The 17,297-nt window shown below is 51.5% G+C and carries 15 protein-coding genes and 4 pseudogenes; 15 read left to right on the top strand and 4 right to left on the bottom strand.

The genetic code is table 11. From position 1 onward, the window contains the following. Nucleotides 1-17: 17 nt before the first annotated feature. The 3 genes from M493_RS07080 (at nt 18) to M493_RS07090 (ending at nt 3,150) form a co-directional block, all read left to right on the top strand. Nucleotides 18-1,301, top strand: coding sequence for an IS110 family transposase (locus M493_RS07080; RefSeq protein ID WP_020959148.1), 1,284 nt, complete (start codon nt 18-20; stop codon nt 1,299-1,301). Nucleotides 1,302-1,694: 393 nt separating this feature from the next. Next, nucleotides 1,695-2,465, top strand: a complete 771-nt coding sequence (locus tag M493_RS07085; protein ID WP_020959618.1) for an ABC transporter ATP-binding protein — start codon at nt 1,695-1,697, stop codon at nt 2,463-2,465. Further along, entirely contained in the window at nt 2,458-3,150 is a 693-nt protein-coding gene (locus M493_RS07090) for an ABC transporter ATP-binding protein (RefSeq protein ID WP_020959619.1), read from the top strand. The genes M493_RS07085 and M493_RS07090 overlap by 8 nt, the downstream gene beginning before the upstream one ends. Before the next feature lie 160 nt (nt 3,151-3,310). Here the strand turns inward: M493_RS07090 and M493_RS07095 are convergent, their stop codons facing one another. Together M493_RS07095 and M493_RS07100 are read right to left on the bottom strand one after the other, a co-directional pair. After that, nucleotides 3,311-3,715, bottom strand: a complete 405-nt coding sequence (locus M493_RS07095) for a DUF1259 domain-containing protein (RefSeq protein WP_020959620.1) — start codon at nt 3,713-3,715, stop codon at nt 3,311-3,313. A gap of 267 nt (nt 3,716-3,982) precedes the next feature. Further along, the gene (locus tag M493_RS07100) at nt 3,983-4,390 is read right to left on the bottom strand and encodes a hypothetical protein (RefSeq protein ID WP_020959621.1); all 408 of its coding nucleotides are present in this window, start codon (nt 4,388-4,390) and stop codon (nt 3,983-3,985) included. A 157-nt stretch (nt 4,391-4,547) separates the two neighbouring features. Here M493_RS07100 and M493_RS07105 point away from each other — a divergent pair, with 157 nt between their 5' ends. The 6 genes and pseudogenes from M493_RS07105 to M493_RS07130 form a co-directional block, all read left to right on the top strand. Then, a complete protein-coding gene (locus tag M493_RS07105) occupies nt 4,548-5,519 on the top strand; it encodes an ABC transporter ATP-binding protein (protein WP_020959622.1) in 972 nt (323 codons plus the stop codon). Beyond that, nucleotides 5,516-6,289, top strand: a complete 774-nt coding sequence (locus M493_RS07110) for an ABC transporter permease (protein WP_020959623.1) — start codon at nt 5,516-5,518, stop codon at nt 6,287-6,289. Before M493_RS07105 ends, M493_RS07110 begins: the two co-directional genes overlap by 4 nt. A 2-nt stretch (nt 6,290-6,291) precedes the next feature. Beyond that, nucleotides 6,292-7,080 carry an ABC transporter permease gene (locus tag M493_RS07115; protein ID WP_020959624.1) on the top strand — a complete coding sequence of 263 codons (789 nt, stop codon included), beginning with the start codon at nt 6,292-6,294 and terminating at the stop codon, nt 7,078-7,080. A 326-nt stretch (nt 7,081-7,406) separates the two neighbouring features. After that, nucleotides 7,407-7,805, top strand: a complete 399-nt coding sequence (locus tag M493_RS07120; RefSeq protein WP_020959625.1) for a MerR family transcriptional regulator — start codon at nt 7,407-7,409, stop codon at nt 7,803-7,805. After that, nucleotides 7,756-7,971: pseudogene (locus M493_RS07125) on the top strand (AMP-binding enzyme); the annotation flags it as partial. The gene M493_RS07120 and the pseudogene M493_RS07125, both read left to right, overlap by 50 nt. A gap of 27 nt (nt 7,972-7,998) precedes the next feature. Next, nucleotides 7,999-8,424 (top strand): annotated as a pseudogene (locus tag M493_RS07130) (isovaleryl-CoA dehydrogenase); the annotation flags it as partial. Between the two features lie 119 nt (nt 8,425-8,543). On the opposite strand, the gene M493_RS07135 reads toward M493_RS07130, so the two are convergent. Both M493_RS07135 and tnpA read right to left on the bottom strand, forming a co-directional pair. Beyond that, on the bottom strand, nt 8,544-9,653 hold the full coding sequence (locus tag M493_RS07135; RefSeq protein ID WP_020959628.1) for an RNA-guided endonuclease InsQ/TnpB family protein: 1,110 nt from the start codon (nt 9,651-9,653) through the stop codon (nt 8,544-8,546). Nucleotides 9,654-9,665: 12 nt separating this feature from the next. After that, nucleotides 9,666-10,061 (bottom strand): annotated as a pseudogene (tnpA, locus tag M493_RS17605) (IS200/IS605 family transposase). Between the two features lie 314 nt (nt 10,062-10,375). On the opposite strand from tnpA, the gene M493_RS07140 reads away from it, so the two are divergent. The 6 genes and pseudogenes from M493_RS07140 to M493_RS07165 all read left to right on the top strand — a co-directional run bounded on the left by M493_RS07140 (nt 10,376) and on the right by M493_RS07165 (nt 17,252). Next, the gene (locus M493_RS07140; protein WP_020959629.1) at nt 10,376-11,512 is read left to right on the top strand and encodes an IS110 family transposase; all 1,137 of its coding nucleotides are present in this window, start codon (nt 10,376-10,378) and stop codon (nt 11,510-11,512) included. A gap of 232 nt (nt 11,513-11,744) precedes the next feature. Then, nucleotides 11,745-12,992 (top strand): annotated as a pseudogene (locus M493_RS07145) (acyl-CoA dehydrogenase family protein); the annotation flags it as partial. 248 nt (nt 12,993-13,240) lie between these two features. Then, entirely contained in the window at nt 13,241-15,076 is a 1,836-nt protein-coding gene (locus M493_RS07150) for a monovalent cation:proton antiporter family protein (RefSeq protein WP_020959631.1), read from the top strand. Between the two features lie 59 nt (nt 15,077-15,135). Then, nucleotides 15,136-16,071: an alpha/beta hydrolase gene (locus tag M493_RS07155; RefSeq protein ID WP_020959632.1), complete on the top strand. Its 936-nt coding sequence runs from the start codon at nt 15,136-15,138 to the stop codon at nt 16,069-16,071. A 94-nt stretch (nt 16,072-16,165) separates the two neighbouring features. Then, on the top strand, nt 16,166-16,834 hold the full coding sequence (locus tag M493_RS07160) for an SOS response-associated peptidase (RefSeq protein ID WP_020959633.1): 669 nt from the start codon (nt 16,166-16,168) through the stop codon (nt 16,832-16,834). Nucleotides 16,835-16,847: 13 nt separating this feature from the next. After that, entirely contained in the window at nt 16,848-17,252 is a 405-nt protein-coding gene (locus M493_RS07165) for a thiol-disulfide oxidoreductase DCC family protein (protein ID WP_020959634.1), read from the top strand. The last annotated feature ends 45 nt before the right edge of the window (nt 17,253-17,297 follow it).

Genomic DNA, 17,297 nt, shown 5'->3' on the forward strand with positions numbered 1-17,297 from the left:
GCCAAGGAGGACTTCAGATGAATTGTACACAAAATCAGAAAATCAATCAAGTCACGGAACACACATTGGTCGTGGGCATCGATATCGCGAAACGAACCCACTACGCCTGCTTCGTGGATGACCGGGGGCGCGTGCTTCGCAAGTCGTTCCCGATCTTCCAGTCGAAAGAGGGGTTTCAACAGCTGTATGAAGCGATTCAGGAGGGGAGGAAAGCGTTCGGGAAGTCACAGGTGATCGTCGCTGTGGAGCCGACCGGGCACTACTGGTTGAACCTGGCCTACTTCCTCGAGGAAAACGGGATCCCGCTGGTCATGGTCAACCCGGCGCATGTGTGCCGGTCGAAAGAACTCGATGACAACCTGCCGACGAAACACGACGCCAAAGACGCCCTGGTCATCGCCAGGCTGGCGAAAGACGGGCGATTCCTCGTCCCCCGGCTGCTGCACGAGATCGAAGCGGATTTGCGCGTCGGGAGCACGCTCAAAGAGAAGCTCCGGAAGGAACAGGCGGCGGTGAAAAACGCGATCATCCGTTGGACGGATCGGTATTTTCCAGAGTTTTGGACCGTGTTTCGCGACCTGGGGAAAACAGCGCTGGCGGTGCTGGAGTGGACGCCGCTTCCGGCCGATATGGCGGGTCGGACCGCCGAGGAGCTTCTGGAGGCGTACCGGCAAAGCGAAGGGCTGAAATGCCCGCAGAAAGCGAAAATTCAGGCGTTGATCGACGCCGCGAAGGGCTCGATTGGGGTGACGGAAGGGACGACGATGGCCCGGTTTGAGATCGCCGCGCTCGTCCGCCAATACCGCCAGTTCGAGGCCGAAATCGCAGCGTTGGACGCCGAGTTGAAGGCATTGGTTCAAACAACGATGGAGTATCAATGGCTGAAAACGGTCGACGGGTTGGGAGATGCCACGATCATCGATCTGCTGGCGGAGATCGGCAGTTTTGCCCACTATCGGGACCCGCGTCAATTGGTGAAGTTGGCGGGCCTGACGCTCAAGGAGAACTCCTCCGGCCAGCGCAAAGGGCAAAAGCACATCTCGAAGCGGGGACGGAAACGGCTGCGATCGGTGCTGTTTCGGGCGGTGATTCCGCTGATCCGGCACAATGAGGCGTTTCGCGAGCTGCATGAGTACTATACGACCCGGCCCGTCAACCCGCTGACCGGAAAGCAGTCCATCGTCGCGTTATGCCGAAAGCTGTTGAATGTGCTGTTTGCGATTTGCACGAAGAAACAAGCGTTTGACGCGGAGCGAATGAGGCAGGACGTCTTGTCCCATGTTCCACACCGGGCGGCCTAAGGCCTCCCCCCACGAACGGAAGAAGTGTTGGACAACAGGATGACACCGGAGAAGCTGGCGTGATCTCATCCATTCGACCTCGAGTCCCGAAAGGAGCTTGGCCGGCCTCCGCCTGATGACGAGACCGAACGAGGGAATGTTGGCGCAAAGACGCCCGGAGACATGGGAGGGTTCGTCCTCATCAGCGATGCGGAGATCCAAGGGTGCATCGAATACACTTCCTCCCACGTCAGGAAAATGGATCCAGGCGTGGCCGCGAAGCGCACCCTAGGTCTGTAAGATATCCACAAAATTGAAAAAGGATGTAAGGGATTTTGTCGAAAAATATTTTTTCGGCACCCCTGAGAGGCCGAAAAGCCTTGATATATCAACATTTCTAGAGGGAGGAGGAAAATGGAAAAAGATGTGATATTACGTGTCGAAAGTATCAGCAAACATTTCGGCGGTTTGCAAATTATTAAAGACGTATCCCTCAGCGTGAGAAAAGGTGAACGAATTGGAATAATCGGTCCGAACGGGGCAGGAAAAACGACGTTTTTTAACCTATTGACAGGAGATCTCCTTCCTACCGGAGGCAAGATCCATTATAAAGGAAGAGAAATTACCAACATGCCGAATTTTAAAAGAGCGCAAGAGGGGATTGTGCGCACATTTCAGAAAAATAACTTGCTGAATGAATTGACTGTGCTCGATAATTTGTTATTAGTATTGCAGCGGAAACGCGGAATGGCAAATGTATGGTTCAAACCGAGAAACGCCCGTCGCTCGCCGGCATTGTTTGAGGAGGCAGAACATTTACTCCGGACGTGGGGGCTCGGAAAGATTGCAAACGAACAGGTAAAAACGTTGTCATATGGCGAGCAACGGCAGGTGGAAATTTTGCTTGGCATTGCGATGGAGCCCGATGTGCTGTTGCTTGATGAGCCGACAGCGGGCATGTCCCAAGCCGAAACCACTTACATTGTCCAGTTGCTTCACCAGTTGCCAAAAGACATTACCGTGATGGTGATCGAACATGACCTCGATGTCGTGTTTGGAATGGCCGAGCGCATGATTGTGTTGTATAACGGCTATATTTTAATCGATGGATCTCCCGATGAAGTGCGGAGCGATGAGCGGGTCAATGAAATTTATATCGGGAAGGGGAAAACGGTCGGTGCTTAACGTTTATCACTTAAATGCGTTTTACGGAGACAGCCATATCCTTCACAATGTTTCGTTAACGGTTGAAAAGGGAAACGTGACCGTTCTGTTAGGGAGGAACGGAATGGGAAAGACGACAACGATCCATTCCATTATGGGAATGGTTCCGGCGAAAACGGGGAAGGTCGTATTGGAACAGACCGAAATCCAAAATAAAGCCAGCTTCCAAATAGCGCGGCTTGGGATTGGTCTTGTTCCGCAAGGAAGAAGAATTTTCCCGAATTTAACGGTGAAAGAAAATTTGTTGACAACATACCGCCCGGTGGAGAATGGATGGACGTTGGATAAAATATACGCCATGTTCCCCCGCTTACAAGAAAGGGAGTCATCGATGGGCGGCGATTTAAGCGGTGGAGAGCAGCAAATGCTTTCGATCGGCAGGGCGCTATTGACCAATCCGAAAGTGCTGCTTCTTGATGAGCCGTCAGAAGGGTTGTCTCCGTTGATGGTGCAAGAAGTGACGGGAATTATTCGTCAATTGAAACAACAAGGACTGACTATCTTTTTGGTCGAGCAAAACTTAGCCATGGCGTTGGAGCTGGCTGATTTTGTCTACATTTTGAATAAAGGGTCCATTGTGTTTGGCGGAGCGCCTGATGAGTTGAATGCCGACGTCAAAAACAAATATTTACTGCTGAGTTCGTAGCTTCACCAATCGCTAGAAAGCGGATAAACAAATCTCTTGCGGCGGCTTATGTCAAACGGAACGGCTCCCACTTCGTGTTGTCCGAAGTGGGAGTTTCTTTATTCCGTGATGAAAGCAATGTCTTCGTTCCTTTGGGTGCTACTTCGACCGCCCCATCCCGCTAGTCTTGCAACACCCGCAACGCTTCCCGCACTTTGCGGGCAAATTCAAGCGGGGGCTCAATCGACTGAAAGTGCATATACATTGCCCGCGGCCGTTCAAATAACCAGTGGTTGTGGACAGCGGTGACGGTGATGCCCCGTTTTTTCAACTCCCGCAGCAGCGGGTTGACTTCTTCTTGAAGCAATACCGTTTCCCCTAAATTCAAGGCATTTCCTTGGCTGTCTAAACTTTCAAAGGAAAACAGTTGTGGGTTCACGAGCGGGGAATTGGTTCGCCTCCCCATAATGGTGAACGGAATATCCCGAAACTTTTGCACAAAACAGACTCCGTTCATCAAGCTTCCTGTCCCACCAAGAATGCTCGCAAACTCCCGGCATAAGTCTTTTCTCGATTCCCAATCCATTGGTGATCTTCCCTTCGGTGAAAATGAAAAGGACGCATTGCCCTTTTGTTTTTTATTGTATGGTTTGAGAACGAGGCGGAATGGGACAGGAGTTGACGGCAAGGGCGGAATTTGTGTCGGAGTGTCAATGAAGGGTGACATGACAGGTGATGGATGGAGCGTTTCAAAAAAGAAAAACCTCTCTCGACAGACGAGACGGAGGTATGAAACCGACCTGAGGGACGATGAAGGTGTTGAACATGAAAAAACGGACGGAACGGCGGGGGGCTAATACATATTGAGCGCCGTCTTGACCCGCTTGATTTCCTTTTTGTTTTCAAACAGTTCTTCGACCAAAATGTTTTGGCCGTTGGCGACATCGGTGAGCCGTTTGTCCATGTCGGATACTTGCTGGCTTAATTGGTTGAGTTGTTCATTCGTTTGCTGTGCTTGTTTGGCGAGCTGGTCGACTCGCTTGTTAGTTTGTTGTACTTGGTGGTTTAGCTGCTGCACTTGGCTGTTAAGGTGTTGGACTTTCTCGCTTGTTTGCTGCACGTGTTGGCTGAGCTGTTGTACTTGCTCGTTCATTTGCTGCACCTGTTGGCCCAGTTGCCGTACTTGTCCATTTGTTTGCTGTAGCTGGTCGGCAAGTTCTTTAATCGCTTGCCAAATCATTTCATTTGAGATCGCTCCCATTCGACAATCCCCTTTCTGGTTCGATTCTCCTTCTATTATACATGGCGAAAGAAAGAGATGATAGAAGAAAGATGACGAAACGTTTTTCTTTGCGGCCCGCCCCCTCGATGTGATATACAAAAAAGTGTCAACAGTACACTATTGGAGGATGGGCACTGTGATCCGTGTCAGCCATTTGCATAAATCGTTCCGCGTTCATCGCCGCGAGGCTGGATGGCTCGAGGCGGTGCGGCATTTATGGCGCCGCGACTACCGGATGGTTGAGGCGGTGAAAGATGTTTCATTTACGATTGAAAAAGGGGAGATCGTCGGCTTTTTAGGCCCGAACGGGGCGGGGAAGACGACAACAATGAAAATGTTGGCCGGCCTTTTGCACCCGACATCAGGGGAGATTACAGTCGGCGGATTTGTGCCGTTTGAACAAAAGCCGGAGTTTAAAAAGATGATGAGCTTGGTGATGGGGCAAAAAAGCCAGCTCATTTGGGACATCCCGCCGATGGAGACGTTTTTGGTCAATAAAGCCATTTATGACATCGATGATCGGTCATTTCGCCAGACGCTTGAGGAATTGACGGAACTGCTCGACTTGGCCCCGCTTCTTGACAAGCCGACGCGCAGTCTGTCGCTTGGCCAGCGGATGCGCTGCGAGCTGGCGGCGGCGCTGTTGCATCGGCCGCACGTGTTGTTTTTGGACGAACCGACGATCGGGCTGGACGTTCATACACAAGAAAACGTGCGCCGCTTTATCGTGGACTACAATCGCGAGCATGAGACGACGATTTTGTTGACGTCGCACTATATGGGCGATGTCGCCGCGCTTTGCGACCGGGTGATGATCATTAACTACGGGCGGTTGATTTACGATGGGGAGCTCGCGGTGCTGACGGAGAAGCTGGCGCCGTACAAACGGCTTGAGGTTCGGTTTTCGCGGCTGCCGGATATTGATTGGAATGAGTATGGCGAAGTGGCGGAAATCGAAGAAGGGACGGTTGTGCTCCGGGTGGCGCGCGGGACGGCGGCGGAGACGGCGGCGCGGTTGTTGGAGCGGTTTGACGTCCGCGATATCAACATCGAAGATCCGCCGCTTGAAGAAGTGATTGCGCGCGCGTTTTGGGAGGAGCACGTATGATTCGCAAATATATCGCCCTATTGCGGATGAAATATATCGAAATGCTGGCGTATCGGCTGGCGACGTTCGTTTGGATGACGGGGGCGGTCACGCAGCCGCTCATTACGATGTTTGTCTGGATGAACATTCATCCGGAAGAGAGCGAGTCGTTTCTATTCTATTTTATGGCGGTCATATTCGTCGAGCGGATGACGAGCGCGTGGGACGTGTGGGAATTGGACCGTGAAATTCGCGAAGGGACGTTTTCGAACTTGTTGCTGCGGCCGCTTCATCCGATCCATTGGGCGATTGCGGAAAACATCGTGTACAAATGGCTGTTTGCCGTCGTTTTAGTGCCGGTTTGGCTGGTGGGGGCGGTGTTTTGGCCCGCGCTTCGCCCGCACATGACGGGAGGTCAGGCGGCGTTGTTTTTGGCAGCGGTCGTATTGGGAGCGGCGCTCCGGTTTTTGCTGAGCTACTCATGCGGGCTGCTCGCGTTTTGGGTGACGAAGGTGGCGGCGGTGTACGGGGTGATCGATGTGATGTCGCTGTTTTTGTCAGGGCGAATCGCGCCGCTTGAGTTTTTGCCGCCGACGCTTCGCGAATGGAGCGAGTGGCTGCCGTTTCGCTATATGATCAGTTTCCCGATTGAAATCGCCACCGGGGCGGCAGGCGGCGGAGAAATGATGCGCGGTTTTGCGATTGCGGCCGGGTGGATGGTCGTGTTTGTCGCAGGGTTGCAGCAGCTTTGGAAAGCGGGAATGCGAAAAAACCAAGCGGTAGGTGGGTGAACATGCGGCGGTATGGACGAGTGTTCCGCGAGTTTTTCCGCGCCTGTTTGGTCGAGGAACTCGAGTATCGAAGCGAATTTTTCGGCAATGTGATCGCCAGCTTTTTTGGCGTTGGCATCGCCCTGCTTACGGTCCATATCTTTTTTTATCAGACGGATCGCCTAGGCGGCTGGACGTATGGGGAAGTGCTGGTGTTGCTCGGCGTCTTCAATACGTTGCGCGGGCTCATCGATTTTGCGCTCCGCCCGAACATGCCGCGGCTGCTTGAGCACGTCCGGCGCGGCACGCTCGATTACGTGTTGACGAAGCCGGTCGACAGCATGTTTTACGTCAGCTTCCGCCATCTTGTTTTTTGGCGGCTCATCGATGTCGCGCTCGGCCTCGGCATCATCGGTTATGGCTTGTATGCCGAGCGCTACGTTCCGTCGGCGGCGGACGTGCTGATGTTTTTGATCGTGATGGTTGCTTCGCTTTTGCTTATTTATTCGTTATGGGTGATGCTTATGACGACGTCGTTTTGGGTTGTGCGCATTGATGATTTGTCGTTTATTTTCGACTCGTTTTTTGACACGGCCCGCTTCCCCGGCAGCATGTATCGCGGTGCAGTGCGATGGGTGATTACATACATCCTGCCGGCGGTGTTGATCACGAATACGCCCGCGCTCGCGCTGCTTGGAAAATGGAGCATTCCGACAGCCCTCATCGCGTTGGCGGTCGCCGTTTTGTTTGTATGGCTCGCCCGCCGCTTTTGGCGCTTTGCCTTGCGCTTTTACACGGGGGCGGGCGGATGAGGAAAAGCCTTCTTCGAAGAGGGCTTTTTTCTTTGACCACGGCTGTTTCGTCCGCCTATCGGCAACGCTCGGCCAGCGAATGGACGAGCGTCGCACGGTTTCGCTGCCGGCCTGCACAGATGGCGGGGAGGCGTTGACAGTGCGGTTTCGTTTCTTGTTATGGTCTCGGATGTTTTTTGGCGGCGAACTTTCCCTAAACTTCTTGAACGAGGAGACATAGCGCGGAAGACAGGATTTCTGCTTTCCTGTCTCCCGTATTTGTTGACTTTTACGTTAACGTAAATTAAAATAATATTCAGAATATTAATTCTAGAAAAGGGATGGCCATGCGTTATTTCACCATTTCCGAACTGGCGCAGGAGTTTGATGTGAGCACCCGGACGATCCGCTACTATGAAGAGCGCGGCTTGCTTTCCCCGATTCGGACCGAGTCGGGGCAGCGGCTGTATCCAAAAAAGGAGCGGGCGAAACTGAAGCTTATTTTGCGCGGCAAACGGTTCGGCTTTTCGCTTGAGGAAATTCATGACATGATTGCGCTGTTTGATGAGGACCGCACCGGGAGGAAGCAGTTGGAAAAAACGATCGAATACGGGCGGCGGAAACTAAAGGAGGTGAGCGAGCGGATTGACGATTTGCTGCAGCTGAAGGCGGAGATGGAAGCGCTGCTTTTTGACGGAGTGGGGCGAAACGGCAAAAGCGTTTGTTGTTTTGAGCCAACCGCTTGAACCGCTTGCGGAAGAATGTAAGCGCTTCCTATCCGACAAGCTTGCCGGTTACAAAATCCCCCGCTTGTATGAGGCGATCGCTGAACTGCCGCGCAATGCGACGGGAAAAGTGCTGAAACAAGTGCTGCGGGCGCGGGAGGTGGCAGCACAAAAGGCGCAGGCATGATGAGCAAGGAAGGAAAGGGGAGAGATGATGAGACCGCTTCGTGAAGCTGATCCGAATTTGCTGGCGAATTTGAAACGGTATTTGGATGATGAATTGTACCGCTATGCCGAAGAAAAGCTCGAATCGTTTTATGAATTTTGTTTGACGGATGTCGACCGCCGCGCCGTGCACACCGACCGCGAAGGGCAGCCGCGCCTCATCAAGTACGACCGGTTTGGAAACGACATTTCCGAAGTGTGGGTGAACGAAGGGTACGAACAGACGGCGAACCAGACGTACGAAACGGGAATCGTCGGCTATGTGCACAAGCCGATTCCCGAGCTTGGGAGAAAAGGGAACTACGTTTACTCGTACGCCCAAGGATACATTTTGTCCCAAGCCGAGCCGGGGTTTTACTGCCCGGTGACGCTGACGATGGCGACGGCGTATGTGCTTGAGCATTTTGCCGATGAAGCGGTGACATACTCCCACCACCTACGCTTCGCTTAGAGGTGGGGGCTTCTCGGGTAATCCCATCTCATGATGGGAAGTTGACCGAGCAATCCCCGTGTGCCCCACGGTTCGAGGACAAGTTAGACTATCGCTAATCGTTTCATGCCCTCCTGTTTGATATTGATGGCCGCATTGACGTCCCTGTCGCTCTCGAATCCACATTCACAGCGGAATGTACGCTCAGAAAGCGATAGAGACTTCCTCACTTTGCCGCAGCACGAACAAGTTTTCGATGATGGAAACCATTTGTCGATTTTGATCAGCTTCTTCCCCTGTTCGGCCAACTTGTACTGAAGGAAAGAGGTGAACATGCCCCAGCCATTGTCATGAACGCTTTGACCGAAATGGAGGGCTTGGGACATTCCCTTCATGTTGAGGTCTTCGATGACCACGCAATCATAAAGTTTCGCTAATTTGTGCGACTCCTTATGCAGAAAGTCCTTGCGCTGGTTGGCCATTTTCTCATGCAGCTTCGCTACTTTCAGACGCTGTTTATGCCAACGATTCGAGCCTTTCTTTTTACGAGACAATTTACGCTGTTCTTTCGCTAATTTTTCCAATGCTTTGCGATAGAATCGAGGATAATTGGCTCTCTTCCCCTCGCTATCGACATACAGCGTACTCATGGAAAAGTCAAGCCCAACAACCGTTTGTACTTCTTTTGGTGCCGGTTGATGTTCGTACTCTGTGAGAATCGAAATATAGTATTTTCCTGTTTTTGTTTTCGTGATCGTACAAGACTTGATGATATGGTGGGCAGGAATCTCCCGGTGTTGCCTGAGCTTGATCCATTTCAGTTTGGGCAACTTGATATAGCCATCTGAAAGCTTCATGTTGCCATTCACCACATTTGTGGTGTACGACTGTTTCGCCTTGCGGTTTTTGAACTTTGGAAATCCAGCGCGGCCAGAAAAGAAGTTTTGAAACGCTTTTTGCAAATTCAATTGGGCGTTTGCCAGCGCAAGGCTATCCACTTCTTTTAGCCAAGGAAACTCCTTTTTGTACTTGGCAGGGGTCGGAAATTTTTGCTGTTTCAAGGATTCTTTATCGTCCTTGAACTTTTCAAACAGTTGTATGCGCTCTTCAAGCATTTTGTTATACACGAAACGGACACAACCGAAGGTTTTGGCGAGCAGTTGTTCTTGTTCTTTTGTTGGGTATAGACGGAACTGATAGGCTTTGTTGGCCATATCGACACCACATCACTTCATACCTTGATGTTCTATATAGTTTTTTATTACTTCAATGGGCGCACCACCCGTTGTAAGCAGGCAAACGCTTCTTGACCAAAAATATTCTTTCCACCGTTTTCTTTTCACTTGCGGAAAATGCTTTTTGATCAGTCGAGAACTTGCACTTTTATAGGCATTGATGAACGTTGATCATTCCCTATTTGGGTGTGCTTTGAACAAAATATGCACATGGTCCATATCGTGATTCCATTCGACCAAGGAGATATTGTAATTTTTACCCAATCTCACAAACCTATCTTTTGCATAGTCAGATATGGTATCATCCATCACTTGTCTGCGATCGTTTACAACGAGAACAAGATGATCATACAACAGGAACACTGAATGGTTATTATTATCTTTCATTGATACAACGGCCTTTCATTTTTCTAAAACCGATTATATCATAACCCACAAAAAACATCCATGAGTAAATTTTACTCCCCACCCAGGCATGAAAATCCATCTCTCTTTCCATAATGGAGGATGAACGCAAACAGTTTGGAAAGACGTGCTTTTTAATGGTGGTTCGACCCTGTACAAAAAACTGTTTGAGTCCATTTGGTGTTCCACCCATTGTAAGCCCTTTTCATTTGGAAAAGGTGACTACGAACAGAAAAATGCCTAACGAACAAGTGGACTCACTGTTTGCGAATTCATCAATGGAAGGAGTCCGGATCATGGATGTGCTTTATCATCGTTGCGCAGGTTTAGATGTTCAGGCCAAAACGATTGTCGTTTGTGCGCTTTGGGGAGAAGAAGACCACATTCAAAAGGAGATCGAAACGTTTTCGATGTTTACCAAAGACTTGTTTCGCCTCCTGAAATGGCTCGAGGATCGAGAAATCACTCATCTAGCGATGGAGAGTACGGGGGTTTACTGGAAACCGGTCTTTAACATTTTAGAGGACTACTTTGACATTACCTTGGCCAACGCTCAGCGAATCAAGAATGTCCCAGGGAGAAAAACGGATGTATCCGATGCGGAATGGATCGCTAAATTATTGCGTTATGGACTGATTGAAAAGAGTTTTGTGCCACCCGCGCCAATTCGAGAATTGCGGGACTTGACCCGTTTACGCAAAAAGTGGGTGGGTCAATTGATTGCGGAAAAAAACCGAATTCATAAAGTGTTGGAGTGTTCCAATATCAAGCTGGGTACGGTGATTTCCGACATCTTCGGAGTATCGGGCCGAAAACTCTTGACCCGTTTAATGGAACAGGGGTACATCGAAGAAGCCGATATCGACGCTTGCCTTCACGGAAGAATGAAAGGGAAAAAGCAACAAATTCAGGAATCGCTCTTTGGGACATTAACCGAACATGAGTTGTTCATGATTCGCCAATCGTGGAAGCACATCGAGTATTTGGAAAGCTTGATTCAGGAGATGGACCAACGCATCGACCATCTCTTACAACCGTATCAACAGGAAGTGGATCTTCTGATGACGATTCCTGGAGTGAAAAAGGAAACCGCCGCCGTCATCATTGCCGAAATCGGAGTGGATATGGGACAGTTCCCGACACCGCAGCGCCTCGCTTCTTGGGCTGGGGTGGCCCCGGGAAATCACGAAAGCGCTGGAAAACGCAAAAGTACACGAACGGTAAAGGGTAATCCTCATATTAAATCCGCGTTATGCGAGGCGGCATGGGCGTTATCCCGATGCAGGAATCAACCGTTGGCGGCGAAATTTTGGTCATTGGCGGCTCGCCGGGGAAAGAAAAAAGCACTCGTTGCGATCGCGCACCGAATGCTTGTCACCATTTACTGCATGCTTTCCCGAAAAGAACCGTTTTGGGGACCACAAGTAAGTTAGTATAGCCAAAATGAATACAGAATATACGAGATGCCTAAAAATAAGGCACCTCTGCTTTCCTGTTGTCTTTTTTGGCCATTTGTAGTGTATCCAAACTGATCACAGGATATACAGAGTTGACCGGGTTTTATGGATTTTCACAGAAAAAGAGACAACTTTAGGCTATACCTAACCGAAATTCATCTCCCACTTTCACTTCGTTTAGAAGTGGGAGACTTCTTTCGGAAAGATGTTAAAAGCGCGGTACTTGCCCCATGTCATTTCCACCGGAGAGGTCGAATTGTACGAAGGGGCGACGTTTTTAACCGAGCGCCAAGGCGGGTCGGACGTCGGCGCCAATGTAGTGCGCGCTGTGCCGTGCGGCGATCATTATAAGTTATACGGGGAAAAATATTTTGCCAGCAACGCCGGCCGCTGCGGCGTGGCGCTCGTGTTGGCGCGCATCGACGGAAGCGGGCCGGGAACGAAGGGGCTGAGCCTGTTTCTCGTCCCATGGCGCCGTGAGGACGGGACGTTAAACGGCATCGCGATCCGCCGCTTAAAAGATAAGCTGGGCGTGCGCGCCGTGCCGTCGGCTGAAGTCGTGTTTGACGGGGCCGAGGCGTATGTCGTCGGCGATCCGGCCAAAGGCTTCTATTATATGATGGAAGCGCTCAATTTGTCGCGCGTCTGCAATGCGGTCGCTTCGGTCGGCATCATGAAGCGGGCGCTTGAGGAAGCGAAACAATACGCCGAGCGGCGCACCGCCTTTGGCCATGTCTTGACGGAATATCCGATGGTGCGCGGGACGCTCGCCAATTTGACAGCGAGGCAGGAAGTGGAAACGAGCGCCTGCTTTGACATGGTTGCTTTGTTTGACCGCGTCATGGCCGCGCCATATGAAACGGGCGAGGCGGAGAAAGCGTGGCTTAGGCTTTTGATCGCCTTGCTGAAAATGCGCACCGCCGACGAAGCGATCGCCTTCAGCCATGAGGCGATTGAACTGCACGGCGGCAACGGGTATATCGAAGATTTCGTCACCCCGCGCCTGCTCCGCGACGCGCAAGTGCTGACCGTCTGGGAAGGGACGGCCAACATTTTAGCCCTTGAGGTATTGCGGCTCATGCGCAAATACCGCATTCACGAACGGTTCATCGCTGCGATGAAGGAGCGGCTTGAGCGTCTAACGGCTGAGGTTAAGTCGCTTGCCCGCCCGGTTGAAGAAGGGCTGAAGGAGTTGGCGTCGGCGCTCGCCCGTCTTGGCGGCCAACCGGAAGACGTGCAGACGTTCCATGCGAAAACCGTCGCCAACCGAATGTGTGATCTGTATTTGAGCGTCACCGCCCTGGAGCGCGGGCAAGAAAACGAGCGGAACAAGTGGATCGCCGAGCTGTTTTTGCGTCATGTATGGGAGCGCGGGCTCGTTGATGAACGGATGGCAGCGGTGCGTTATTTTGAGATGATCATCGGTAGGACGTTGTCTTCGCTCGAACGCCAATAAGCGAACAACGAAACATGGATGACGGTTGAAGATGCGCCAAGCCGGGCTTCAGAGCGGCTCGGTTGCACTCTAGGGCAAAATCCGTTAAGATGGAGACTCTAGAAGACCGGTGAATGAACGGAACAGATAATGTCCAAATATGGTGAATATTGCAAATCACGACTTCGTTTCTGCAGAAAACTATTGATTGGAGAAAACAGTGATGTTTACCGGTCTTTCAGAAACGGTTTTGCGGAAAGGGGAAGGGTATGGCCGAACAGTCATCCATCACTTCGTTATTGATTATCGTTGTAGTCGCGTTTTTAACGCCGATTTTGTTAAACCGGCTCCGGCTGCAATTCATCCCGGTTGTGGTGGCGGAAATTATCGCCGGTATTGTGATCGGCAAGACAGGATTTGATCTTGTGCAAGCGGATATGTGGATTGAGACGCTGTCGACGCTAGGATTTTTATTTTTAATGTTTTTAAGCGGTCTTGAAATCGATTTTTCGATGTTTGCCAATCGCCCGAAGGTGGAACACAAACGAAAAAAGGAGCCAAATCCGTTTGTCGTGGCTCCGCTGATTTTTATCGCCATTTTTGCTTTGTCTTACGGTCTTTCCTATTTGTTTGTTGTTTTTGGCTACACGGACAACGCGTTTCTCATGACGCTCATCATTTCAACCATTTCCCTTGGCGTTGTCGTGCCAACGTTAAAAGATGGCCATTTAATGGATACAACGATCGGACAGACGATTTTGCTTGTGGCGGTTATTGCTGATTTGGTGACGATGATTTTATTGGCTGTGTTCGTTTCAATTTATGAGCCGGGGCACGGAAGCATATGGTTGCTGCTCGGTTTGTTCGCTTGTGGTGTGGTGTTTTACTTTATCGGAAAACATTTCAAAAAACGTTCGTTCGTCGAGACGATGGCGAAAGGGACAGTGCAAATCGGCACTCGGGCTGTGTTTACCTTGATGATCGTGCTTGTCGCCTTATCGGAAACGTTCGGGGCTGAAAACATTTTAGGGGCCTTTTTGGCAGGGGTGCTCGTTTCGTTGCTATCCCCTAATAAAGAACTGCGCCGTCAACTTGACTCGTTTGGTTACGGATTTCTTATTCCGATTTTCTTCGTTATGGTTGGCGTTGATTTAAACTTGCGTTCGCTTGTGACCGAGCCGACGGTTTTGGCGATGATTCCGCTTCTCTTTTTGGCGTTGATTGTATCGAAAGTCATTCCTGTTTTCCTGCTCCGCATTTGGTATGATACGAAAACGACATTGGCTGCTTCATTTTTGCTTGTGTCGACGCTGTCGCTTGTCATCGCCGCAGCGGCCATTGCCAGACGAATCGGGATTATTGATGAGACGATGGAAGGGGCGCTCATTTTAGTGGCGGTGCTTTCAAGCGTTATCGCCCCGGTTTTGTTTAAAAAGCTGTTTGTCCGGCCGCACGATGAGCGGAAGATGGCGGTGGCGCTCATCGGTGCCAATCAATTTACATTGGGGGCGGCGCGGGAGCTTGATAGGGATCGCTACGATGTGAAACTGTTTCATATCCAGCGGGACAATATCGAGCGATCTGGGGCGGATGCTGTGTTTCCGATTGTCGATATTCCCGATTACACAAAAGAGACGCTGGAAGAGCGCGGCGCCTTTGCGGTCGATATTGCTGTGGCTTGGACTGGAGACGAACGTGTGAATGCGGATGTCGCCTTGGCGGCGAAAGAACAAGGAGTGAAGCGGATTTTGGCGCTGGCGGAAAGTCCGCAACAAGTTGAGCGGTTAAATGGGGCCGACATTGAAGTGCTGTCCGTGTTGCGTTCGTCCATTTCGATGCTGCGGGCATCGATCGAATCGCCGCGGGTGGCGCGGATGATGATGAATACAGACACGGCGCTGCACGAAATTGCGATGAACAATCCGGATTATGACGGGATGATGCTCCGTCAGTTCCCGTTTATGGGTGATTGTATTATCGTCCGCATTTTCCGCGACAACGAATCAATTGTGCCGCACGGAGATACGACGTTGCAAATCGGCGACCGTCTGATTGTAACCGGGACGGGGGAATATGTTGAACAATTGCGTCATTGGCTTGAATAAGTAAAAAACAGACGATCAACCGGGATCGCGATGTCTTAAAGAATGAAAGGGGAGGGGCGATGGAATTAGATCGCAAGCGGCGTTTGGCCGTCGGCCGCATATGGATTCCGTTGTCCATTGCGATTGTCTTACTCGGCGCATTGGCTTGCATCGGGCTGTCTGTTTACGTCGGTTGGCAACTGACCCATAAACCGCGCGCGCCGATTACGGCAACGCCGCAAGACTACGGCATGGCGTATGAACGTGCGACGTTTGCAAGCAAAGATGGAAAAACGGCGCTTAAAGGCTGGATCATTCCGCCTAAAGGAGCGGCGAAGATGACGGTCATTTTTGCCCACGGATACGGCAACAACCGTGTTCAAGAAAATGTGCCGTTTTTGCCGCTCGCCAAGCGGCTCGTTGACGAAGGGTACCGCGTCGTCTTGTTTGATTTTCGCGCTAGCGGCGAGTCGGAAGGCGATATGATTACGATCGGCGTCAAAGAGAAAGACGATCTGCTTGGCGTCATCGATTACGTGAAAGAGCATTACCGCGAACCGATTGCTTTATACGGCGTTTCCATGGGAGCGGCGACAGCGATCTTGGCGGCGGCGGAGGACCATGATGTGCGCGGAGTGATCGCCGACAGCCCGTTTAGCGACCTTGAATCGTATTTGCGCGCCAACATGCCGGTGTGGACGCATTTGCCGAACGTGCCGTTTACGTACCTCATTTTGGCGATCATTCCGGCGCTGGCCGATTTGGATTTGGGCGTGTCTTCGCCCATTCATGCCGTCGATCGTGTCGCGCCGAGGCCGATTTTGTTCATCCACAGCAAAGATGACCACTCCATTCCATACAGCGAAAGCGTGAAGTTGTACGAAACCCACCCGGACGTCTTTCAATTATGGCTGACGGAAAGGGCGGATCACGTGAAAAGCTTTTCGCTGTATGGCGAAGAATACGCCAAGCGGATGTTGGCGTTTTTGGATGCATTGGCAAAAGGTTCTTCATAAGCGGCCGATTCGCTCGTGGCCGTTTTTTGTATTATACTGGAAGAACCTTAAAAATGCTAATTTGTTTACATCAATCAGCAGAGGAGGAAAGAACATGTGCGGCCGCTTTACGTTAACCGTTGATTTGGAAATGTTGCAGGCGCGCTTTCATTTCCGCTATCAAGGTTCGCTGGCGCCCCGGTTCAACATCGCTCCGAGTCAGGAGGTGCTGACCGTTGTCGCCGAAGGGGAAGAGAGAATCGGCAAAATGATGCGTTGGGGGCTTGTGCCGTTTTGGGCGAAAGATGACCGCATCGGGGCGAAAATGATTAACGCCCGGGCGGAAACGGTCGATGAAAAGGCGAGTTTCCGCCATGCGTTCAAACGGCGGCGTTGCCTCATTTTAGCTGACGGGTTTTATGAATGGAAGAAGGACGGGGCGAAAAAAGTGCCGTACCGGTTTACGCTCAAAACAGGCGAACCGTTTGCGTTCGCGGGATTGTGGGAGCGCTGGGAGGGAGCGAGCGGGCCGCTTGAGACGTGCACGATCATCACGACGAGGGCAAACGGGATCGTTGCCCCGATTCATGACCGGATGCCGGTCATGTTGCCGCCTGAACGGCATGAAGACTGGCTGGATCCGCGTTTGGACGACAGCGAGTATTTGAAATCATTGCTTCGGCCGTATCCGGAAGAGCAAATGCAGGTGTACGAAGTTTCGGCGCTCGTCAACTCGCCGAAACATGATGTGAGCGCTTGCATCGAGCCGGTTCACAGCCGATGAATGGGGGGGTAGGATGCACCCGGTCATCTTGTTTGACGGCGACTGTTTGTTTTGCCATGCGAGTGTCTATTGGATCGCCGCCCGCGATCGAAAGGCGGTGTTTCGCTTTGCCGCACAACAGAGCGCCGTTGGCCAGGCGATATTGGCGGCACAAGGCGCGGCGGGAGGGGATAGCGTCATCCTTGTTGCGAACGGCCGCTCCTATGTGAAATCGGATGCCATCTTGCGCATCGGCCGCCGCCTTTCGCGGCCGTGGAGCTGGTTGGCAGCGGCCGGATTTCTCATTCCCCGGCCGCTGCGCGACGGCGTGTATCACCAGATTGCGAAACGCCGCCATCGCCTGATCCGAAAGCGTAGTCATTGCCGGCTGCCGCCTCCTGAGCTGCGATCTCGCTTTCTTGATGAATGGCCATGGTGAAGAAGGAAAATACGCCCGTTTGTCGTATTGAAAAGGGAACGAAAC

This window comes from Geobacillus genomosp. 3 (assembly GCF_000445995.2).
In the GTDB taxonomy this organism is placed as follows: Bacteria; Bacillota; Bacilli; order Bacillales; family Anoxybacillaceae; genus Geobacillus.